Source organism: Caballeronia calidae (assembly GCF_900044055.2).
Classification (GTDB): domain Bacteria; phylum Pseudomonadota; class Gammaproteobacteria; order Burkholderiales; family Burkholderiaceae; genus Caballeronia; species Caballeronia calidae.
In genome coordinates, this window is record NZ_FCOX02000091.1 from 1 (window position 1) to 20,808 (window position 20,808).

The 20,808-nt window shown below is 58.5% G+C and carries 17 protein-coding genes and 2 pseudogenes; 13 read left to right on the forward strand and 6 right to left on the reverse strand.

Annotated elements, in window-relative coordinates:
- Window positions 1-151: 151 nt before the first annotated feature.
- From AWB78_RS37705 to AWB78_RS37715, 3 genes are read left to right on the forward strand one after another with little or no spacing between them, the layout of a single operon-like run.
- A complete protein-coding gene (locus AWB78_RS37705) occupies window positions 152-1,894 on the forward strand; it encodes a LodA/GoxA family CTQ-dependent oxidase (RefSeq protein WP_157697752.1) in 1,743 nt (580 codons plus the stop codon).
- Between the two features lie 6 nt (window positions 1,895-1,900).
- Complete coding sequence (locus tag AWB78_RS37710; protein WP_062611813.1) at window positions 1,901-3,019, forward strand: FAD-dependent oxidoreductase; 1,119 nt, start codon at window positions 1,901-1,903, stop codon at window positions 3,017-3,019.
- Between the two features lie 60 nt (window positions 3,020-3,079).
- On the forward strand, window positions 3,080-3,778 hold the full coding sequence (locus AWB78_RS37715) for a response regulator (RefSeq protein WP_232478039.1): 699 nt from the start codon (window positions 3,080-3,082) through the stop codon (window positions 3,776-3,778).
- A gap of 411 nt (window positions 3,779-4,189) precedes the next feature.
- Here AWB78_RS37715 and AWB78_RS37720 read toward each other — a convergent pair whose 3' ends face one another.
- Window positions 4,190-4,954, reverse strand: a complete 765-nt coding sequence (locus tag AWB78_RS37720; protein ID WP_062611815.1) for a hypothetical protein — start codon at window positions 4,952-4,954, stop codon at window positions 4,190-4,192.
- Window positions 4,955-6,836: 1,882 nt separating this feature from the next.
- Between AWB78_RS37720 and AWB78_RS37725 the strand changes: the two genes are divergently transcribed.
- The 4 genes from AWB78_RS37725 (at window position 6,837) to AWB78_RS37740 (ending at window position 11,729) form a co-directional block, all read left to right on the forward strand.
- Window positions 6,837-7,784, forward strand: a complete 948-nt coding sequence (locus tag AWB78_RS37725) for a helix-turn-helix transcriptional regulator (protein ID WP_062611816.1) — start codon at window positions 6,837-6,839, stop codon at window positions 7,782-7,784.
- 456 nt (window positions 7,785-8,240) lie between these two features.
- Window positions 8,241-8,501: a hypothetical protein gene (locus AWB78_RS49920; RefSeq protein WP_510183596.1), complete on the forward strand. Its 261-nt coding sequence runs from the start codon at window positions 8,241-8,243 to the stop codon at window positions 8,499-8,501.
- A 689-nt stretch (window positions 8,502-9,190) separates the two neighbouring features.
- Window positions 9,191-10,252 carry a hypothetical protein gene (locus AWB78_RS37735; RefSeq protein WP_062611818.1) on the forward strand — a complete coding sequence of 354 codons (1,062 nt, stop codon included), beginning with the start codon at window positions 9,191-9,193 and terminating at the stop codon, window positions 10,250-10,252.
- Window positions 10,253-10,424: 172 nt separating this feature from the next.
- Window positions 10,425-11,729 (forward strand): hemopexin repeat-containing protein, encoded by a 1,305-nt coding sequence (locus AWB78_RS37740; RefSeq protein WP_082883580.1) that lies wholly within the window; start codon window positions 10,425-10,427, stop codon window positions 11,727-11,729.
- A 104-nt stretch (window positions 11,730-11,833) separates the two neighbouring features.
- Here the strand turns inward: AWB78_RS37740 and AWB78_RS44330 are convergent, their stop codons facing one another.
- From AWB78_RS44330 to AWB78_RS37765, 5 genes and pseudogenes are all read right to left on the reverse strand, one after another.
- The gene (locus tag AWB78_RS44330; RefSeq protein ID WP_074173641.1) at window positions 11,834-12,172 is read right to left on the reverse strand and encodes a hypothetical protein; all 339 of its coding nucleotides are present in this window, start codon (window positions 12,170-12,172) and stop codon (window positions 11,834-11,836) included.
- Between the two features lie 286 nt (window positions 12,173-12,458).
- On the reverse strand, window positions 12,459-12,671 hold the full coding sequence (locus tag AWB78_RS47890; RefSeq protein ID WP_074173642.1) for a hypothetical protein: 213 nt from the start codon (window positions 12,669-12,671) through the stop codon (window positions 12,459-12,461).
- Between the two features lie 27 nt (window positions 12,672-12,698).
- Window positions 12,699-13,358: a gamma-mobile-trio protein GmtX gene (gene gmtX, locus AWB78_RS37755; protein ID WP_062611822.1), complete on the reverse strand. Its 660-nt coding sequence runs from the start codon at window positions 13,356-13,358 to the stop codon at window positions 12,699-12,701.
- On the reverse strand, window positions 13,355-13,654 hold the full coding sequence (locus AWB78_RS37760) for a hypothetical protein (RefSeq protein WP_062611823.1): 300 nt from the start codon (window positions 13,652-13,654) through the stop codon (window positions 13,355-13,357). Before AWB78_RS37760 ends, gmtX begins: the two co-directional genes overlap by 4 nt.
- A gap of 176 nt (window positions 13,655-13,830) precedes the next feature.
- Window positions 13,831-16,026: pseudogene (locus AWB78_RS37765) on the reverse strand (Tn3 family transposase); the annotation flags it as partial.
- Between the two features lie 640 nt (window positions 16,027-16,666).
- Here AWB78_RS37765 and AWB78_RS37770 point away from each other — a divergent pair.
- The 6 genes and pseudogenes from AWB78_RS37770 to AWB78_RS37800 all read left to right on the forward strand — a co-directional run.
- Window positions 16,667-17,341, forward strand: a complete 675-nt coding sequence (locus AWB78_RS37770; protein WP_232478040.1) for a DUF7713 domain-containing protein — start codon at window positions 16,667-16,669, stop codon at window positions 17,339-17,341.
- A 90-nt stretch (window positions 17,342-17,431) separates the two neighbouring features.
- Window positions 17,432-17,860, forward strand: coding sequence for a hypothetical protein (locus tag AWB78_RS37775; RefSeq protein WP_062611826.1), 429 nt, complete (start codon window positions 17,432-17,434; stop codon window positions 17,858-17,860).
- A gap of 676 nt (window positions 17,861-18,536) precedes the next feature.
- Window positions 18,537-18,893, forward strand: coding sequence for a hypothetical protein (locus AWB78_RS47895; RefSeq protein WP_198399432.1), 357 nt, complete (start codon window positions 18,537-18,539; stop codon window positions 18,891-18,893).
- Between the two features lie 58 nt (window positions 18,894-18,951).
- On the forward strand, window positions 18,952-19,767 hold the full coding sequence (locus AWB78_RS37790; RefSeq protein WP_062611830.1) for a hypothetical protein: 816 nt from the start codon (window positions 18,952-18,954) through the stop codon (window positions 19,765-19,767).
- Entirely contained in the window at window positions 19,764-19,955 is a 192-nt protein-coding gene (locus tag AWB78_RS37795; RefSeq protein WP_062611829.1) for a hypothetical protein, read from the forward strand. The genes AWB78_RS37790 and AWB78_RS37795 overlap by 4 nt, the downstream gene beginning before the upstream one ends.
- 157 nt (window positions 19,956-20,112) lie before the next feature.
- Window positions 20,113-20,724, forward strand: a pseudogene (locus AWB78_RS37800) (ISNCY family transposase); the annotation flags it as partial.
- Window positions 20,725-20,808: the final 84 nt, after the last annotated feature.

The window sequence follows — 20,808 nt, forward strand, 5'->3', positions numbered from 1 at the left end:
TCGCAATCTCTTTAAGGAAAGACACGTCCGTTACGCTGCCTGAGAAAAAAGAGCACTATTTGATGCACCAGTCAGTAAAGAGCGGGTCGATAGTCCATGGGTAGGCAGACCTTTCGACGGCGGAACTGCCACCGAGACATCGACGCCCTTCATGTATCGTGACGGCAAAGGCAACCTGAAGCGCCAAGCCGCGCGCTTCCGGATTTTCAAATGCACTCGTGACAATGCGGGCGTGTTGAAGCAGGAAGAAGAAATTTTCTGCCGCGATGAAGTACGAAGCATCGTTTGGTCGGTCCATCTGAGAAATCGCAAGGGAGCGGCAGAAAGACTGATACCGTCCAAAGTTGCGGGACGATCAACTTCGGAGAAAACGCCACGCAATGGCAGTTGTACGACGCGCGGCGACCTAATTATCGATCCAGGTCCTCGGAGCCTTCAAGTCGTATCGGGCGAGGCTTCTCCCGGATCGAAGTACTTCGATACTGGGCAGTTTATTGGCAAACGAGTTCCCCTCGGCGAAATCTGCACCGATGTTCAAGGTCGACTATTGGTCGTGGGCGGAAACGGCGTGTCGTTTTCGGTTCCCCCACACCAACCGCTCACAGAACTCGCCGACAACAATGACTGGTGCGACGACACGTCAGACGGCCCCGTGACAGCGACGATCGTGATGAGAGACGGCGGCGAGTCTATCGATGTGGTGCCGTCATGGGTGATCGTTGCGCCGCCCGACTTTGCGCCGGATATCAGCAGCTTTGTCACTCTTTACGACATCTGTATTCAGGCATGGATGGAGAAGGAGGGTCGTGACCTTCCAAGGATAACGAACTTCTATCGTGACGTGTTGCCGATTCTCAGACGAGCAAGAGGCTATCGCTGGGTGTTTGCGGGCGTGATGCGTTCGGAGGTTCCGGATAAGCACGGTTCATGGAGCGACGAGAGGTCGGATTTATTCTCCGCGCTCGCTCAACCTTCCGACATTGCGCCTCCTCCGGGCAGTGTTGCGGAAAGGGCGATTCGGTACCGGCAGATGCTTTTTGCACATTTGCGGGATCCGGACACTGCCGCACCAGCACGTGAGGTCGCGATGCCGCGTCTTTATGACGGTTCAGAGAAACCTGTTGCCGCCACTGGCGCGGCGCAAGTGCTTGCGCTCACTCCATGGCAGTATCGCCATATGCGCAACTGGGCTAATGGAGAATTCGAGAATGATCGCACTCCTTTTTATGAGTTTGAATGTGATGCGCTTGACCGCATTGCTCTGCAAGCATGCTCGGGCGGCGCATTTTACCCGGGAATAGAGGCGTCGAGCATCATGAAGGACAAGCGTCTCTATATAGCGCGATGCCGAATTGATCACTGCTCCGAGATTTTTCATGGAGAGTTCGCAAAGGGAATGCAACCGGCCGACGACGTGGATTGCGGGGCAGGCTGCATCACCGAGGGACTGGCGGTTCCGTGGCAGGCCGACTTTTACAAGTGTCGGATGGAGGGAGAGGCCACATGGTGGCCGGCCACTCATCCGGACAAAGTGCTGGTCTTGCATCCCGACGAAAGGAATCTGGACTTGCCGGCGGACGCGTTGTCCGAACGAATGGAGCGATGGGATTTCGGCATCAATGGAAATATGGAAATGGTGAACAGGTGGGCTAGCCTAGGAATGGTGAAGGCGAAGCGACTGACGAAGGCGAACGGCTGGAGTATCCCTGCTACTGCCGATGATATCGTCAAGGACGCAAAAGGGGAGATCATCGAGGGTACTGTGTACGTCGAGGAGGAGCGAGTCGAAGCCCACCCGGTGACGTTTTCACCGTCCGAGGAGCTGCTGCGTAAGCGGCTCAGGGAGCCACGCACGGAACGCGCCAAGCGGAAGCGAGAAGGCAGCATCGGATGATTCGTCATGAATGAAACCGGCGCTACACAGCTGAAATTCACTTCACGGGATAGGATGGACGTTGTCGTCATTGGTGGCGGTCCGGCGGGATGCGCTACTGCCATCGCGCTTGCGCGGCGTGGTCTCAGGGTTGCGATGTTCGAGCAATCGTCCTATGACAGAGTTCGCGTCGGAGAAACCTTGCCGCCAGAGAGCCGTGTTCATCTTGCTGCCTTGGATGCCCTTCGGGACGTCGAGAACGACGCGCATCTCCCTAGCAGCGGAATAGCGTCCGTGTGGGGAAATGAAGGTCTTCATCAGAACGATTTCATCTTCAACCCATACGGCCACGGCTGGCATCTCGATCGCTGCCGCTTCGATGCGATGCTGGCACGCCGCGCCGCAGACGTGGGTGTTCAGGTGTTTTTGGCCAGTACCGCGCGCTGGTGCGAAGCCGATTCCAACGGCTTTGAGGTTGAAGCAAAGCGTACCCGCGCGATGTCCATGCGCCTGCGGAGCCGTTTCGTCGTCGACGCTACGGGGCGCGGAGCCTCACCCTTGCCGGGACAACAGCGCCGCATCGTTTACGACAAGCTCGTCGGATTGGTCGGCTTCGTCGCCCAGACGTACGAAGAAGGCGATTCGCGCACGCTCCTGGAAGCCGTTCGAGACGGTTGGTGGTACACCGCGCCGTTGCCGGCAAAGAGGCGAGTAGTCGTGTATATGACAGACGGCGACCAATTGAAGCATTCTCGCCGTGATCTGGATCGCTTCTTCCTTGCCCGGCTCAGCGAAGCGCCTCATACGGGGAAGCGAGTCGGGATGCCCTCGGATGTGCAAAGTCTGCACGTCCTACCGGCCAGCACCTACCGGCACGTGTCGATCCATGGAGAGCGATGGGTGAAGGTCGGCGATTCGGCTTGTAGCTATGATCCGCTATCGTCATCGGGCGTGTCGAAGGGCTTGCAATCGGGCCTCGACGCCGCAGCGGCCGTAGAAGCGTCGCTCGACGGCGATCCCTTTGCTCTTGCTAATTATACCGCTCGGGTCGAGCAGCGCTTCGCTCAATATCTCGGATCTCGCGCGTTGTATTACGGCCGCGAGATGCGCTGGCCGGAGTCGGCTTTCTGGCAGCGCCGCCATTGATGGACACGGGAGGACCGTGTCGGACGAGAAGAAGAGAGAACCGTCACCGTGGCAGGATTGATGGAAGAAACCGCAATGAAGATCATGTTAGTCGACGATCACGCACTATTCCGCGAAGGTTTGCGGCTCGTCCTGACGCAACTTGAACCAGACACTGAAGTCGTCGAAGCTGAAAACTGCGCTCAGGCGTTCGTAGCGGCGCGGCAGAGAAACCATCTAGACTTGGTCTTGTTGGACTTGTCGTTGCCGGACGTATTCGGCATGGACGGCCTGCGTCGGTTCCGCAACGAGTATCCAGGTCTGCCCGTCGTCGTCTTATCTGGCCGTGACGATCGGGCGACGATCGTCGAGGCATTGGATGTGGGTGCAATGGGTTTCATCCCCAAGTCCTCGACTAGCCGAGTGATGATGAGCGCACTGCAACTGGTCCTTGCGAAGGGGGTCTACATTCCACCAGCGGCTTTGACATCATCCTCCCTCCCTCTCGCCGCGAACGAAAGCAACGGTGAATCGGAACTTGCTCCGCATACGCCTCGTTTCCCGGAGAAGGGTCTTACAGAAAGGCAAATGCAGGTACTTGAATTGCTCGTACAAGGCAAACCGACCAAGCTGATATGCAGGGAACTGGGTCTGGCGGAAGGAACAGCGAAAGTGCATATTGCTTCCGTATTCCGCGCCCTTCATGTCGCTAATCGTACGCAAGCCGTGGTTGCTGTAAGTCAGCTCGGCATCACCTTCGGGCCGAGTCGGGGTCGTTAGCTCGGCGGCTCCGCGATGTGGCAAATGCGAACGCGGCTGCGTGCCACCCCATACATACTTCTGTTTTTGGCTTACGCTTGACTACGTTCGACAGTCATTTGCGGCGCGTCAGTCCGTGCAGGATACACTCTCCAGCAGCCGTCGCCATGCCGGAAAAAGAAAAGCGAATGCGAGTTGTTCGAATGGTACGATTCGACGCAAACATAGCGCATTCGGTCCGAAAGTGTGCGCCCGGAAAGCGCGACACGAACGCAGTCTGTACTTGACGGCGCAAGCCATTTTTCAACCTGATAGCGAAGGGACTGCACTCTGAAGGTATTCATTTAGGGATCCTCCTTGAAGCTTTATGCTGGCACCGAACCTGTCCTTCGATTCGAATGTCGGCTTCTTTATTGAACACGGACGCTGTATTCATGCGCCCACTTCGAGGGCGAGAAGATTAAGTACAATCAGGATCACAGATCGATTGTCTGCGATGATATCGATGCCCAGAGAATTCTTCATCCATCTGCCAATTTTAGTATGGGCGAAGTCTTCTGGGCTTGCGGACTTCTTCAAGGTGACACCAAGCTTTCTCGCATGATAATGATACGACGGCAATCGATGGTGTTCGGCAATTCCCTTCAGTCCTCCTTTAACGTCGCAAGAGTGCCCGAGGCTTGCTGCCAGAATGATTTGATCTGCTTCTTCCAACGAGTTAACAAATGTTCGCGCGGCTTGTCTCGTAATCTGTTCATTGAGGCAGTACTCTGCGAGCACCGATTCGACTGGGTCACTGAGCGGATGAGTGTGAACGTCAAGTTCGGCAGATATCTCGTCGGCTTCCATCGAAACGTTGCGTCGGTGACTCGCACTGCGCAGGCAGTCGATCAGGTAGCGACGGAAATACGCGCAAATGGCGAAGGTGCTGGAGGGCGCACTGTTGGAAGGTTCGGGTACCTTCGTATGATCGTTGCCTAGTCTCAAAACGCGCAAAAAGATGAACTGCGCGATGAGTTCTTCTTTGTCTTCCGACAGGGCTCGCAATTCAGACGGATAGTATCCACGCAACGCTCGCCGTATGAGCGCGTAGACATAGCTCATCTCCATGTCGGAAAGATTCGTGCGCCGTTGCCATAGATCAGTTAGTGTCGCGCCGGTGTCTCCGGCCCCGTTAGCGTAGCTCAACTCATCCATGACCCTTCTCCAGAAAATGATTTGGGACGATGCGTTCTGTCGCAGGCAGTACTCGCGTCTGTATGCGAAACAGCATGCCGGTCTGTGACCGGGTCGTGCGCGGCCGCGCCTTTCGCGAAAAAAGCGAACGCCGCCCACGGCTTTTGTTGCCTGCCGTCGGCTAGTGAGTCCACTCCGGTCGTCGGCGAGCGCTTCAGACGCTTGCAGAGTATGACTCTGGGAAACGAGTGCCTATCGGCCAGACGAACTAGACCTGATAGCGGGAAAGCAAACCGCGCGACGCGAGGGAGTGCACGAGGTCAAAAAAGCGATGAATGAATTAGCCAATCGAATTATGTCGGAAGTCCTAGGAACTCATGTAGCCACGGCCGGAATGGCGCTCGGAAGCGCGAGCCCGATCGTACGCGATCCCAAGGACTAGGCCGAAAGTCGTAGGTCGAGTCTTGGGAACCGTGCCAGCGCCCCTGCGGGGATCGACGGACACGCGTCAGTGGGATCAGCAAAAAGATACCCCGGTTCACTGACGCAGACGACCGGCGTCATGGCATGGACACTCGCGGCCTTGCAGCGCCACTGATAGGTCGCGGTTGTACGTCGGTGAACGCGCACTGTTCGTGCTTCTGGAAGAGCGCTAACAAAGTACGCAGGCTTCGCGCACCGGACCGCCGTTGGCAATTCTCCCGAACACGCGCTGTTCGAGTAGGTGCGATCGATGACGGTGGGGTTGCGGAGCAATCCGTCGGGCCCGGTGGGACTGAAAAGGCGAATTCGAAGTTGACAGCGATTTTTCGACGCGTGACCAGCTTGTCCTGGTAACGATCGGATTTCTTATAGACGGCGCCTTGCACGCCGGGCATCAGTGTAGACCTCCGTTCGCCACGCGCGACACCAGCCGCCGTCCCAAACAGGTGAGGGCTCGCGCAGCGTCATGCTGCTCCAATGAGAGATTCATTGGATCCAATCAATCGGCGCAGCCGAGCTCCGGAGGCGTCGAAGCTTTTGCAGCGTAACGCGTGCCAAGTTGCTTCTGCTAGGACGATCGAGCTGCCCTGTTAGGACCGTCTGGCTGCAAGAACTTGTCCTGATCGTGCCATCGGAGATGGTTTGCTAAGTACACGTCATGCGCGGCACACCAGGGGAGGCGATACACCTATTAAAGCTTGGCGCCGCGCGCGGCGAGCCTTGGCTGAGGAAATGGGCTTAGCGACTTCGGACAAACTTTTTGACGATACAAATGCGCACAGGAGACTTGCACCGATGTGAAGGAGGTCGACAAGCGCCGTCTGTCGCCCATCGTCAATGCGCGGCCCATCTTGAGCGAATCTGATGGGGACCGGTGCGATGCGCTTTCAAAATCGGCGACGCTCACTCGTTCACTAGGCGATCAACTTCTATATGGCGGTGCGGCGATGAGACTGTCCTCCATGTTTTGCGCTGCTGCGGCGCTCGCGCTGCTTATCGGCCTCTCCGGCGCGCGGCGCCGACGAGTTCGTCTCGCAGATGCTCCCGATTCCGGTCTCGAGCATCGCGATATACACGACGCTCATCTCGGTCCATTTAACACCGTGCCGGTGCTGATGGACCGGAGTGTGCGCCCTCAGTCAGACCGCGACGCCCCCAATTCACTGCGAGACCTTCTCGCTGAGATGGCTTGCGGGAGCAGAGGCTGACCCGGATGCGGCTCGGGAAAAAAAAGAGGCGGCCGATGAAAAACCGGGATCGATTCGATCGGGCTCGTGCCTGAACGGTTCATGGCCGCGCATCGCTCCAGCGTTCTTCCGGCCACATTCGAAGTACACGAGACGGCGGCGCTGGCGCGCCTTCACCTCGCACGGGTGCGGCCCAATGCCTCGTCGGGCGTAGAACAGGGAGACGAAGCATCATGTCGGAGAGTCCAGCGCTTAATGGCGTTCGCGGGACCGGCGAGTTCCTGTGGGTTGACCTGATGCACAATCCCGATGCGTCGATGCTCAGCACGCTCAGGCAACCCTACAGCGTACGCCGCGTAAGGAATCCGCATCACGTCGCCGGCGCCATCCACATGCACGCGCCCCCGTTCGTTTGCTTCGAGGTCGAACGCTCGGACCCCCGCATTCTCGATTCGCTGATTCGCGTGCGCCACGAACACCCAGAATTGCCCGTATTGCTGATCACCGATAGCGATTCGAGCCTGATGGCGAAATGGGCGCTCCGGCTGAAGCTATGGGATCTCCTTGTGAAGCCGGTGCGTGATGAGGAACTCGACGAGAGCATTGCTGGGATGGTGTCCCTTGGCCCGTCCTGGTCCCGCGAACAGCAGGGCACAGCGCAGGGCGCATCGCGGCTATCGAATATGACGACGTCGCTCCAGCGCACGTCAGCGGCGGTTTCTCTCGTGCGTGCGCAGTTCGGTGAACACATCAGCCTCGAAAACGCAGCGTCGGCATGCCGGCTAAGTCTTTCGCAGTTTTGCCGGCTGTTCAGGGACGAGCATCACATGAGTTTCGGGGTGTATCTGATGTCGTTCCGGATGCAGCGTGCTCGCGCCTTGTTGCAGCAGAAGGACATACTCGTGAAGGATGTTGCATACGCGGTCGGCTTCACGGATCTTTCTTATTTCACACGGTCGTTTAAGCGGCACTTCGACACGTGTCCGGGCGCGTATCGCGATCTCGCGCAGGAGCTCGACGAGGCGCAGCGCTGTGTCGAAGGGATCGCGGATCGGGGGGAGGTGACCTTGGATCAGCAGATGCTTGAGTCGCCTAACGTGACCGAATACGAAGCGAACACCCTATTCGAGAAATACAAGAAGGAGATGGTGGAGCAGCGGACGCTGAGCGCGCACGACTGAAGGAAATTTCGGAGGGGAGGGGCCGGACCGCATGCGTCCATGCAGGCGAGTGTTCAAGGAGCGGCTCGATCCGCAGACCTGCGAGATATTCTCCGCATCCCTCGGGGCGTAGCGGCGGGGGGTCGTTGGCCTACCCGAAAGATAGCGGGGTAGCGCCCCGGCTATCCTGAAGCCGTGCAACGGAATCGCGAACGTTCCAGTGCGACGAAAGATGTCGCATCGGCTTTTCGACCGTAACTTGGCCATCTCCCTCGTGACTGTTCCCGGATTCATCACAGCTACCCTCCTTGCGATCTAGTACAAAAGCTCCTTGAATCCCGCTTCCACGCCGAGACGTCAATACATAGGGTGGCTACGGCGCAGGAGGGGCGCATCAGTACGACGGTCAGGCAGCGGCGGCGGCGCTCGGCGAGGGCCGCGGCCCTGAGGAGCGCGTCGTGGGGGCTCGGCCAGGTGATGGGCTTCAACCTTGTCACTGCGGGCTACGCGAGCACTCAGGACACGGTTGATTGGTTTGGTCGCATCCCGATCGGATCATCGCAGACAGCGGCCTTCTTTCAGATGCCCGGCCGGCGATCCCGTTCGAGCGGCAAAGCGACCGGGCGCACGATCGTCGGTAATGCATGGCGTAAGGAGCAACGTGGGTGCGGTTCGTCGATGGAACGCCCGGATAGGAGAGCATGGGACATCGCGGTTGCGCTGGCGCCTAACCTGTGAGCGGTCAAGGACCGCTGCAGAATGAGAGAAACTGATTTGCCCAGGCCACATTGCTGCGCGCGAGGCGATTCCACGTGACACGAGAGCACATTCTGCGGCTCCTTCGCGCCCACATGAACCGCGTAATCATCTCCGCCCCACGAGCAGAAGTATGAGCCCATTCTTCTCAGTCCAGTCGCAAGAAAGCTGCTCATACAGCCCGCTCGCACATCACCCGGTCGGTGTCTCGATAACGAAGAAGTCCTGAACAGGCTGACGCTTAGGAAACTTATAATACATGGGAGGGTCGTGGAACAGCGTCGTTGGAAATCAGGGGACTTAACGAATAGCAGGATTGTTATAACGCCAGACAGTGCATCCAGCTATCTTTTCCTTGCGACGACATCGATCACGCTCTCGTGTCCCGATGACGCCGACCGCAGCCCAGCGTTTTCTATCTAGGAGCCGTCATGCCTGATTCATCAAACCAACCCACGCAAACACCCGCCGCCGCACCAGTTGCGGTCACAGTGCCCACCCTAGCCGTCATCGTCAATCCGGAGGACACAGTGGCGCTCGTCCTTCGGCCAGCCTATATCTCGCTCGGGCTTCCCCCGGAACTCTTTGTAAAGGAGGCGGGCGGGACGGCTTGACACTTTCTGTTTCTCGTCCCGAGAACAAACATCTCACATTTCGTTAGGAGCAAGGACATGACCACTACATTTCAAAAAGTTCAGGGCGTCACGCCGCTGGTGTTTCGCCCGGAAATCATCAAAGAGTTGCACAGGATCGGCGACGCCCCTGTTGCGCCGCCCGTCAAGCTGCGCCCGCAAATCTTCCTGGTCGAGCAATACAAGCTCGTCTCTTTCAAAGGCGATCTCGCTCGGGACGACATGATCAATAGCTTCTCGATTTCACCCAATTCTGAGTTTACGTACACACTTATCACGAAAACGTCTACGACGACCAGCAACGAACTGACGACCACAGTCATGGAAAGTCAGGACTCTACCGCGGCGAACCAATTCAACAAGAGCATGAAGGACTCCGCAGATTCTAAGTACGGCCAAGACAGTTCGAACTACCAGCTTGACGCGAACTTCCACGGAGAAGCGCAGATGGGTTTCGGCGGCGGGAGCGCCGACGCTTCGCTCAACGTCAAGGGCGGTTCCCAGGACGTGCGGCAGGAACTTGCGAAGTCGGCTGAATCGGCGATCGACTCACAGATCTCTTCGACCAACCAGTTTCGGACGCAGAAGGCGGTATCAGGCACGCAAAGCACCCAGATGACGAATTCGACCGAGACCAGAAGCGAGAAGAAGACTCGTAATGACACGTCCAATCCAGTCAATATCGGGGTCTTCCAGCTCAAGGAAGAAACAATCACCCTGCTCTGCCTTGTGGACGTATTGATCGAGTTCAGGAATACGGATCCCGCAAAGAACCTGTCGGTGCCAGTGCGAGAGATTGATGCCTTACTCAACAAGGTCGTCGGGAGCGTGGATATGCGTAAGTCCCTGAAGGCACAGATACTCGAGACACTCCAGTCCGTTCGGGACTATCAGGACCAGCCGCACAGTCTCCTGATTCCAGATCAGCTCAATCCATCGAACCTCGCTGTGAATCAGAGGCTTGAGTCGACCTATGAACTCAAATCGCCGGATGGCAGCACGCGGCGCAAGCTGGTAGCGCCTGGAATAATTATAAGGGATTACAAAAGATATCTGCGCAAACCATGCACAACGGTCGAGCTGCGCCTCGATACCATCTAGGGGCCTTGGGCGAGAAACGCGCTTCCCTCTACTTTCACTGCCTCGTCACCCGGACGACGGTTTTTCTTTGCACCGGCCTCGCGTACCGACGCTCAGACGCTTACCCGCGCGCCTGAGCGCTGGCGCGCTTTCGGCGATTGCGCGGGCAAAGCTTCGGCGGTGCGATTGATTTATGCATCAGCAAGATCGTCATAACGCCGGGTGCCGTGACCATCCTAATTTTGCCCTTGATGCCAAGCCTTGCGCAGGCCTGAGCATCGTGACCATTCCGCGCACACAAATTTTGGAGAGCAACATGATCACTAAGGCCTACTTCCTCTTCGATTCTCAGTACGTTCGCTACGATGTGGCTTCGGATGCCGTGGAGACCGGATACCCGAAATCCATAGGCGCGAATTGGACCGGGTTTTCTGCGGCAGGATTCGCAAGCGGCATCGATGCCGCAGTCAACGACGATTCGGGCAAGGTCTATTTCTTCAAAGGCTCGCAGTACCTTCGCTATGACATTGCGGCGAACGCGGTCGATGCGGGCTTTCCAAAGTCTATCGCGGACCATTGGCCGGGCCTCGCCCAGGCGGACTTCGCCTCTGGTATCGATGCCGCCGTGAACTGGGGCAATGGCAAGCTCTATTTTTTCAAGGGCGATAGATATGTGCGTTACGACTTGGGCCAGAACAGATCGGACGATGGTTATCCAGTGCGCACCGCCGACGGCTGGCCAGGCTTCGCTGCCGCGGGCTTTGGCGCCGCAATCGACACGGCATTGAACTGGGGCAACGGAAAGGCCTACTTCTTCTGTGGCGGAAGATACCTGCGTTATGACATTGCAGGCGATTGCGTCGACCCGGGCTATCCTGCTGACATCGACGCGTCCTGGGGAGGTCTCGGCGCCGCGCGTGCCGGCGGCCCCCTTTGCGCGTCCTGGTCGCGCGCTGACGCGGCCGCAGGCAGAAACACGGGGAGCACCGACTTCTCATACCTGAGCGATACCTTCTTCTCACAGCTGAAGGCGGTGTGCGGAAGGCTCGGCTGTCTGCCGGAAGACCTGCTTGGCGTGATGGAGAGCGAGAGCAGTGTCCAGCCCTGGGCGCAGAACGCTAACGGAAAAGCAACCGGTCTGATCCAGTTCATGCCGGCCACCCTGACAGGACTCGGTTGGACGGGCGGGCCGGATGCTTTCAAGCAATTGAGCGCGGAACAGCAGTTGCCGTACGTCGAGCGCTTCTATCATCCCTACGTCGGTAACCTGACTTCGCCGGGCCGCCTTTATCAGGCGACTTTTCTCCCGGCGACTTTGCCGGGCACCGACGAGAACTCGGTCATCGCTGGACCGCAGGGCCCACATGCCGACGCCTATCAGTGGAATACAGGACTTGATACCAATCGTGACGGCATGATCACGGTCAGCGATCTGACCGCGCGCATCAATTTGAAACGACAGGGTCAACGTTGGGCGGCGCTCGTGAGCAGGCTTTGAAGTTGTGCGCTCGACTCGAAGTAGTCTCGGCCGCGCGTTACCCGCGCGGCCGACCCGGCGTGAACGCCTAGGAAGCAGCACGCTTGGATGGTACCAAGCTGCGACTATTGAGGTTCATTAGTACTACATCTCGTAAATAGGCTTTGATAATTATCCGGCTGCAAATAAGGCTGCAGGAGCGTGGCGACGACGTCGGCCATCTCGTCGAGCGAACCTGTGCCCGGTAGCGGCTCCCATCGTCCGGTGTGGCTGCGAAAGGCGGCGCTATGGCGATTGCGGGCGAGTTCGGTAAGGCGCGCTACAACAGTCGGTTCCTCATCATCGAGGCGTTTGATCAGCAGGTGCCGCCCGTAGGCTTGTGTGACGATCTGCTCATGGCCGAGCAAGCCGCGCAGTTTACGCTGAAGTTCAGTCGCGTAATGTTTAGTGGATATGGCTGGCATGTCTGTCTCTCGATTACGATGTGCCCGTTTGCAATGGATAGCCCCGGAAAGTCCATTTGAAGGGGCGTGCTGCCTGATTATGCACGAGAACTTATACCCTAACGGTACATAATTCGCGAGTAAGTGGCGAGGAATTCAGTTAGGGCGGTTTTTTAAGCATCAAAGCCTTGCGATGTATAAATACATCGTAACGCACCGAAACTTCCAAGCACCGGCGACAACGCTGGCGCTTTTCTATTGCGTGATTCGTACGTTAGGGGACTTGGTGGCGTTCCGTTTGAGCATGTTATGCCCCGTGCGACGCCTCCCACTCCTTGCCATCATCAAGGATAGGATGGGTATCACTCACCACAACAAGCCCCTTGCCACGCTGGGCCAGCGCAAATCGCGATATCGCGCCAGGTTGCCCTTCCGGCATAGCTTGGCAGTCCGGACCTAGTGCCCCGACCCACACATACTTCCCGGATTCAATGCAGGCAAGGTAGTAAGCCACACTCATGTTGTTCTCCTCTAATGTTTGCTTCGCCTATGCAAGCACTTTTCGAATCGCCCGCGCGAACCCTACCTCAAACACTGTCCGGCCCCGCGCGTTGACGATTTCGCCGTGGCTGCTTTCCCGCAGTCCTCGTTCCTCGAGGTAGTGTTCCGATACGGCTTTCTGCAAGGCTTCGCGTTCCGACGGCGTGAACTGCGCGGCCATGGCAAGCGCCGTCACTGGCTGCGCGTGGGGCACGGCTGCGACGGTGGCGGCCAGTGGGCGCCGGTCCACGGTCACCTGGGCGTTGGCTTTCAGCACGTTAAGTTGCGCCTTGAGCTTGCCGCGCTCGGCGATGATGGCCTGCATGATGGATCGGATGGCCGGGTCCTCGATTCGCATCAAGTATTCGTGGCTCGCCAGCGTCTTTGGCGGCTTGGGGGCAGGCGGCCCGGCGTAGGTCGCCCACGCCTCGATGAGCGCGCGGTAATCGGCGGATGGGGCGTTGTAGAGGGCGCGGCCCTTCATGATGCCTTCGGCTTCGGCCAGGCGGCCGATGGCGGACAGCGAGAAGTCGCGCGAGCCCGCTTCATGCTGCCTGCGGCATAGCTCGTGCATCTTTGCCAGGCTTGCTCGCCGGTTCGAGCGTCCGCCCTTAGCGAGCAGCGACTCGAGCACGGCGTCCGGTTGGATGTCAGTCGCTCCATTCATACTTCATCTCTCAGCAGGGACTGTCGTCCGGCGGGGAACGCCTGGACGTGATTGGTCGTGGGCAGCAGCGAGGCAAGGTCCATGTCGAAGTGCTGGCTTAGGCTCACACCAGCGTCCATCAGCCGAATCACTTGGCGCTGGCCCAGCGCGGGATTCGGTGGGTCCATCTGCTGGGCAAGACGGCGCATGAAGGCGTTGCCCGCACGCAATTGCTCGTCCTCGCTCATCAACATGAACACGGGCGGCAAGTCGTCGCGATAGAGCACGGCATCGAGCAACTGGCTGCGGCGGAACACTGCCTTACCGGGTTCAAGGTCGGAGTAGATCTCGACGTTTGGGGTGGTCTTGATTCCCGTGCAGATTTCGGGTTAGGGCGCTCTAGGTCTGACAAGGCTTTGCCTTTTGGCACCAGATTAATATCTTTTAAAATCAGAGGCTTGCTGTCTACCCGGAAACGCGTTGTCGCAACACACTACGCGCGCTGACTCACGGAAAGTGTCTTGGCATCTTGAGTCAAGCTTGGAAGCAGTCTGCTCGCGTAGCGTCCCACTGGAAAAATGAAGGTCCCGCGCAGATTGATACCTTCGAGATGCGTCGGCGCAATTCGTCTGAGCTGCTCCGCTCCGAGCGATTTATCTCCAGAAGCCTGTAGTGCCTCGAGCGCATGCTGCATGTGCGTCGTGTTCCACGCCATCAGAATGTTCGAAAGCAGTGTCAACGCTGACGACACCGCGGACAGGGATTCTTCGCGCCGTGCGAGCTCGACGGGAATACGAGCAACATGGATCGCGCGCTGGACCGCATGCACAGCTTCGCCTCGATTCAATACGTGCTGCAGTTCCGTTCGAAAGGACGTGTTCGTGAAGTAATCGATCAAGAATATGCTACGGAACAGCCTCCCGATCTGGACGCCTCCGTCATAGACTGGTTGCCCACGCGCTGCTGAGCCGAAGCGGATTAGCGCTTCAATCGCAGTGCATTTTCCAGAGCGAATTGAAGCGGCGATCCTGACAAACTCGTCCCAAACTTCGGCGATAAGGTCAGTTCTGATATCCCGGTCCGTGATTGCGGAAAGCTCTTTTGGAACCTCTTGATCGCGAGGCACGTGAAACCGACGATCACGAAGATGCGAGAGGCGAGGGCAGACATCAAATCCCAAAGCGCGAGCCAAACCCATCGCGAAGTCGGTGTATCCGTGCGTGTCAACAGCGATTTGAGCAATGTCCCTCGTTGCATTTTGGCGCACGACACCTTCGATCGCCGCACCTGCTTGGCGCTCATTCAAAACGATCGGCTGATCGTAAAAGATGCCCCATCGATCGAGCACGTGCGTGTACATCCCGATGGATGCAGAGCGGCGCCGCGGATCCGCCCGAGCCTGCCACACTTTTCGTGTGGTCTCGAGCGACATCATGTGCTCTACATAGATCGATCCATTGCGAAGCGCGACGCGCAGGGCGAACAGGGTCGCCCATTCGAATGCCTTCATGGCTTTGATTCGGTCATATCCGTCGATCGCTTCGCGCCACGCGCGACCCAGTCGAATATTCAGCCCATCGGGCAACAAATAAGCGTGACGACGATACAGGCCTCGGAGCAGAACAATCGCGTCAAGTACGGGATGAGTAGAATCAGCCTCGAAGGGCAGTTGCACGATCCGCATCAATAGGTTCCGCGCGGAGTGCCGCTTTCCGATTAGATACTGACGGATAAGGCGGCGACGGCTTTGTGGTGGGCAGAGGACCTTGTCGGCCAGTTCACAGAACGCGCTACCGAGCTGCTCGCGCGTCAGGGACTCGTCATTCGCCAACTCCTTCACGGCCAGGGCGAACTCGCGAAGTTGGTCTTCACGCTTGTCGTTTGCGACGTCGAGCGTGCGAGATGCATCGTTCACGACTTTTTGGACCCACCGCCGAAGCATCGTGAGTATGTGATCGGTCGCTGTACACAGCGAATAACGCATGAAACAGGCCGCTTCGAGTCGCCGGCTTTGTGGCGCGATCCGTTTGCTGATGGATGGAGAGCGGCTCGCGCAGCGCCGAGCGTAGTAGCGAACAATTGCATCGTTGCAGGTGCCTGGCCATGCACATGCGACGCCGTGCATGGTGAGGAGATTAATCTTGTCCAGCACTTCACCCATCTGCTGAGTGGAACCACGGAGCGGCACAGCCCAAAGCCAGCCCTGCAGGCTCACATGCTCCTTGTGCGGCTGGGGTAAAAGGCGCGCCCAGCTGTCCAGTTTCTGCGGGCCGAACGTTCGCTGAAACTCCGCGTGAAGAGAACTCTCGGTATCGCGAACCGCTTGAACGATGAACTGTCGGATCGTACGTTCGTTGGGTATGACGATCCGATGTTCGTAGAACCACTGCTTCAGGTCGTTGCCCAGCTGGCCACGCTCGGGGCGACCAGTCAGTTGTTCCTTCAGCCAACGGATGACGTATCGACGCTGGTGCTCCGAGATCACGCGGAAGTTCGCGATGATTTGGGCAAATCGTTGATGGTCGGACAGCGTATCGAAGCGTCCGTCGTAGATCGAACGCAGGGTGCCAAGATCGGGCGGCTGGACATGCAGTTGTCGACCGAGGTGTCGCCACAGCATTGCAGGTATCTGGCGATACGAGTCCAATGATCGCCCGGACATTCGTATGAAGCCGACGTGAAGCGCAACGGTAGTTGACGCTCGTTGGCTAGATTATCCTTAGCTTGCCGGCGCGAAATGCCGCGGACACCACATCCGCGTGTTCGAAGTGGTCTCGTCTGGACGACAAGTTCGAATACGCTGCTGACTACGAGGAATCTGCCGCTCGCGCGATACGGCGCTGGTCAATCGGTTGCGTGAGTGGGCGTCTCCGAGCCGTACCGCGCACACCTGCGATGGCGTAAGTTGACATAACGCAATTGATCGTTTTTACGTATTCCTATGTTTTTAGAAGCGGGGCCGGCTTCAGAACTCCCGGCATATCAGACGTGTAGAGCGTCTGCATCGAAGCCAGCGCGAATATCAATGAGCCTGTTGGCGAGGCGCAGCAGGTTATGTAATTCACGCTGCGCAGCGTTAGTCGCCGGCACGGACGCAGGGGAGGCCCTCCCGGGGATGTTTCGCTCTCCTTTGCGGAAGTCATGTGGGAATGATTTCATCGAGCGCGTCGATCATGGATGTCGTGTCGTCTTCCCGGTCACGCGCGGAAGACGCTTGACGCCAGTCCGGCGCCGCTCGTCCCCGAAGCCCGGCAGGCGCTCGCAGTCTCTGCCAAAATAGCAGCATTGGTTCCGTCAGTTCCCGTGCACACCATTCCGGGTTCGTCGAGATGGCTGTCTCCGCCAACGTGCGGCGAACAGTGCCGAAGATGGCAACTTCCGGAATCCATCCCGGCAATCGCGGGAAAAACCGTTACAGCAGGCGCGACATGGCACACGAGCGATGCGAACAATGCGGCAACCAGACGCCGCCCTGGGACACCATACACTGCGGCTCCGGCGATGGCGGCTATGAGTTGCTCTGCACTCTGTGCTTCAATGCCAGGATTGCCGAGTCCACTGGATTCACCGATTTCGAGAACGTCCGGCTCGACCCCATCTGGATGATCGACTGCCACGGGGAGCCGCACCAGTTCCATTTCCAGCTCCGGCTGCTGGGCGACCGGATTGCACTGGATGCCTTTGAGCTTCGCGGAGAACTTCGCGCTGGCTACCGGTTCCAGTTGATCGGCGAAGCCGACGACGATGTGTTCGTGCTGCTCGGGCGCCTCGTCGAAAAGATTCGTCGCGCGCTATCGGTCAGGCACATCGATTTTCATGAGCGCCGGATCATTGACAGCACGGTGCGAGGGCGCATCGAATGGGATGAGTCGCAGGAGGGGCGCGTGCCCCTCGTGGTGGTCGACGGCAAGGAGGTCTCGTGGGACGATCTTGGGCAAATGCTTATGAGCATGGAAGGGTGGCAGTTCCGGCTTGATATCGCTGACCCGAGCGAAGAGATTTGAGTCGCGCTGCCGACGTGGCGAGAACGGCGGCAAACTCCGGGGCCAGAACCGGTATGCCAACCTGGCACGTTACAACCTGTGAGTAGAGCCATGGTCGCAGTCAGATACGACGATCTTTCTTTGGCTTTCGACTTCGTCAGCTATGCGGCGCCAACGGAGCATAACGCGTATGTCGCGCTCGATACGGGCAAAATCTATTGGACTTCCGATTCCAGCGACGCGTTCGACGAGGAGATTCCTGACGACCTTGTAACTTCCGACCGCTACCTTGCGATACCGCACAAGAACGAGCTCGATCTCGGAAGACGTCTCGCCTTGCGCTTTGTGGCACAGGAGTTGCCCGCGTGTTACGACCAGGTTGAAGGATTTTTCCATCGGCAAGGGGCTTATGCGCGTTTCAAGGATTTGCTGGAGCGTGAAGGCGTTCTCGAGCGCTGGTATTCGTTTGAAGCCGATGCTGTCGAAAGCGCGCTGAGGCAATGGTGTGCCGAAAACGGCCTTGAGCTTGTTCAGACGTGACGGGCGCTGTCGCCGGTGATCAAAACGCGGACGTATGCTGATGACGTGTCCGGCACCGGGCCGCGCGATCGGCTGTGGGCCATGTGAAAATCAGCGATTCCACATCGCCAGGAGCGACTGCACATGAGGTCTGGTATCGGGTGAAGAGGCGCTTTATTCACACGGGAGAGCAGCAGGCCGTGATCGAGGCGGCGCTTCACGCCCGGAGACCTCAAGATCAAGGCATTTGCCGGCGCGTGCAAGACCTCGACGCTTCAGTTGGTGGCCGAACATTTCGGCCAGCGGCGTGGCATATACGTCGCGTTCAACCGGGAAATCGCGGCAAGCGCAGACCGGCGCTTTCCACCTCACGTCGGCGCACGAACGATGCATTCGCTGGCGTGGGCCTGCGTCAGTCCGTCGCTGAAAAGCCGGGTGAGCCGATAGGGCGAGCCGCCGCACGAACTGGCCGCACGCTACGGGCTTGGCCCGCTCGAAGTGCGGACGGTGACGGGCAAGGCCGCCGAGATCGCGCCGTTCGAGATCGGGCGCATGATTGCTGATGGGCTGGACAGGTTCTGCCGGTCCGCTGACATCCAGCCGGCAACGCAGCATATCGTCGTCGATGAAAAGATCGGCGAAGCGGTAGCTGCGCCTCTACCTGCTGCCTTACGTCGGGCGTCTGTGGGAAGAGGGCGTGGCAACCCGCGCGCGTAGCGCCATTTCGCCTGACGTGCTGCTGAAGCTCTGGGCGCTCTCGGAGCCAGGCATCGAAGCCGACTTCATCCTCTTCGCCGAGGCGCAGGACAGCGACGGTGTCATGCTGTCGGTCCTGGGCCAGCAGCGCCACGCGCAGATCATCTATGCATGTACGCGATCCTTACCAGCAAATCTACGAGTGGCGAGGCGCGATCAATGCGATGGCGCAGATCGACGCGACCGAATGCGCGCTTTGGGAGTCGTTCCGCTTTGGCGCCACGTTCGCGGCGCTCGCCAGCTGTCGAGCGCAATCGAAAAGCGCGAGCCAGAACCGGAACGCTTGACTGCCACATGAACGAACCTAGAATGCACGTGCGCGGCCCGGCGGCCCAATCTGCTCTTTTTTGTACAAGATGCCCACACCTCTAACACCATTCTTTCGCAAATACCTCGCGGTAGCCTACGGCGCGCTGCTGCAGACGGAAACCGCCCGTCGCTGGCTGTCCGGAACTTTCCGGCTGGACGGTGACGACTTTGCGACCGGTGAGCCTATCGAGTTCGTCGAAGGCCGGGTCCTTCAGAGTGAGGAGTTCGCCCGGCTCCTGATGATTTTTGACGGAGGTCGGGTTCATGCGCAGAACCAGCTGGACTTCGGTCCCGACATGTCGCCGCCCGGCATCTACTTTACGTCAGTGAACCGGCAGGTGATTCATCAAGGTCACAAGAATCGTATTGGCCTGATCCGGATCGACGAAGCCGAACAGGGACTTTTTGTCGAAAGTCTGGAGGCGCCTCAACCCGATGAAGGCAATCTGGCGCCAGGTGGCGAAGGGGATCTCCGGCAGGGGCTGCACGTCGATCATCATTACCTCGCCGATGACGCACCGCATTTTCTGGGCACCATTTCGTTCGCGCTGTGCGCCATCACTGCACACAATCTCGGCTTCGCTTCGATCTCGCTGATCGCTGGAGGTGGTCGCGGCTACAATGCGCAGATGATCGGTTACCGCTACTGGCCGAAGGTCGGTTTTGACGCGGAACTCCTTGACGGTGAGACGGCTGGCGTGCCGCACCTCGTAACGTGCCGGACGGTGCAGGACGTCGTCGCCCTCGACGCGGCCTGGTGGAGCGCAAACGGGAGTCAGCGGCTGATGGAGTTTGACCTTCGGGCCGACAGTCCCGGCTGGCAAAAGCTGCTAGACTATCTCCACGAAAAGGAGTTGATATGAGCCATGCCCTGAAATCGAAGCCGCGGCCGGATGCTGCTGCGGGCACGCGCAAAGGCGTGCGGCTGTCGCTCGCGTCCATTCCTGCCTTGACCAAGGACGGTAAGGCGAAGCTGCGGGCCGCCGCCCGCAATCCCGGGAAACGCCATCTTCCCGAGTTACCGGAATGGCACAAAGCCGAGTCGAAGTAGAAAAAGGGCCGTGCGGCCCTTTTTTATTGCCTGCATGAATTGTCCCTGAGGTACACCGCGTGACCTAATAACTTGACATAATCTTAATTATCGAAGTTTAAGTATCTAGATATAGAGTTCGCTGGTTCGGGAAGGAAGCGCATAGTTTTCCGCCCAGACCATGGAAGCGGCGAATGCCTGGGCGCCCGCCTTCATGGCCGTCTACAACGCGCGCTTTGCGAAGCCGCCGCGGAGCACGTTCGACGCGCACCGGCCGCTACGCGAGGACGAGAATCTCGACACGATCCTGACATGGCGGGTCCAACGCAAGGTGTCGGACTCGCTGACCGTGCTCAATGACCTCATGATCTGGCTGCTGGAGGACACCCCGGCTACGCGCCGGCTGATCGGCCACTACATTGACGTATGGGAGTACCCGGACGGTCGCATCGAACTGCGTGCCGATGGTGTGGCGCTGCCCTGTGTGCCGTACGACAAGCTGGCGGAGATCGACCAGGGGGCCGTGATTGAACACAAGCGGCTCGGTCATGCGCTGGCGGTCGCGCAGGCGCTGCAGGCACAGCGCGATAACCGTCGTGTATCGGGCTCGCCGTCACGCACGAATCGCGGCGAACCCGTACGCGCAAAGGAGCGCCGACCCGGTACGAAGAAACCGCGCGAATTCACGCAGGCCGAGTTGAACGAAACGATCTTGCAGCTCGCCACGCAACACCCGACACAGCCGGAGCCAGCCTCAAAACCAGGCCCCCGGTCTGCAAGAGCTGTCTGAACGGACATACTGACCGGTGCACCAAATACTGCCTCGTGCGTTAGAGAAGTATGAATACGAAAACTGATGCGCGAAAACTGGACC

Excerpts from the sequence above, each read along its gene's own strand:
- AWB78_RS37705 (WP_157697752.1), top strand. The coding sequence starts at position 152 with ATGTATCGTGACGGCAAAGGCAACCTGAAGCGCCAAGCCGCGCGCTTC.
- AWB78_RS37710 (WP_062611813.1), top strand. The coding sequence starts at position 1,901 with ATGAATGAAACCGGCGCTACACAGCTGAAATTCACTTCACGGGATAGG.
- AWB78_RS37715 (WP_232478039.1), top strand. The coding sequence starts at position 3,080 with ATGGAAGAAACCGCAATGAAGATCATGTTAGTCGACGATCACGCACTA.
- AWB78_RS37720 (WP_062611815.1), bottom strand. The coding sequence starts at position 4,954 with ATGGATGAGTTGAGCTACGCTAACGGGGCCGGAGACACCGGCGCGACA.
- AWB78_RS37725 (WP_062611816.1), top strand. The coding sequence starts at position 6,837 with ATGTCGGAGAGTCCAGCGCTTAATGGCGTTCGCGGGACCGGCGAGTTC.
- AWB78_RS49920 (WP_510183596.1), top strand. The coding sequence starts at position 8,241 with ATGGGCTTCAACCTTGTCACTGCGGGCTACGCGAGCACTCAGGACACG.
- AWB78_RS37735 (WP_062611818.1), top strand. The coding sequence starts at position 9,191 with ATGACCACTACATTTCAAAAAGTTCAGGGCGTCACGCCGCTGGTGTTT.
- AWB78_RS37740 (WP_082883580.1), top strand. The coding sequence starts at position 10,425 with ATGCATCAGCAAGATCGTCATAACGCCGGGTGCCGTGACCATCCTAAT.
- AWB78_RS44330 (WP_074173641.1), bottom strand. The coding sequence starts at position 12,172 with ATGCCAGCCATATCCACTAAACATTACGCGACTGAACTTCAGCGTAAA.
- AWB78_RS47890 (WP_074173642.1), bottom strand. The coding sequence starts at position 12,671 with ATGAGTGTGGCTTACTACCTTGCCTGCATTGAATCCGGGAAGTATGTG.
- gmtX (WP_062611822.1), bottom strand. The coding sequence starts at position 13,358 with ATGAATGGAGCGACTGACATCCAACCGGACGCCGTGCTCGAGTCGCTG.
- AWB78_RS37770 (WP_232478040.1), top strand. The coding sequence starts at position 16,667 with ATGGCTGTCTCCGCCAACGTGCGGCGAACAGTGCCGAAGATGGCAACT.
- AWB78_RS37775 (WP_062611826.1), top strand. The coding sequence starts at position 17,432 with ATGGTCGCAGTCAGATACGACGATCTTTCTTTGGCTTTCGACTTCGTC.
- AWB78_RS37790 (WP_062611830.1), top strand. The coding sequence starts at position 18,952 with ATGCCCACACCTCTAACACCATTCTTTCGCAAATACCTCGCGGTAGCC.
- AWB78_RS37795 (WP_062611829.1), top strand. The coding sequence starts at position 19,764 with ATGAGCCATGCCCTGAAATCGAAGCCGCGGCCGGATGCTGCTGCGGGC.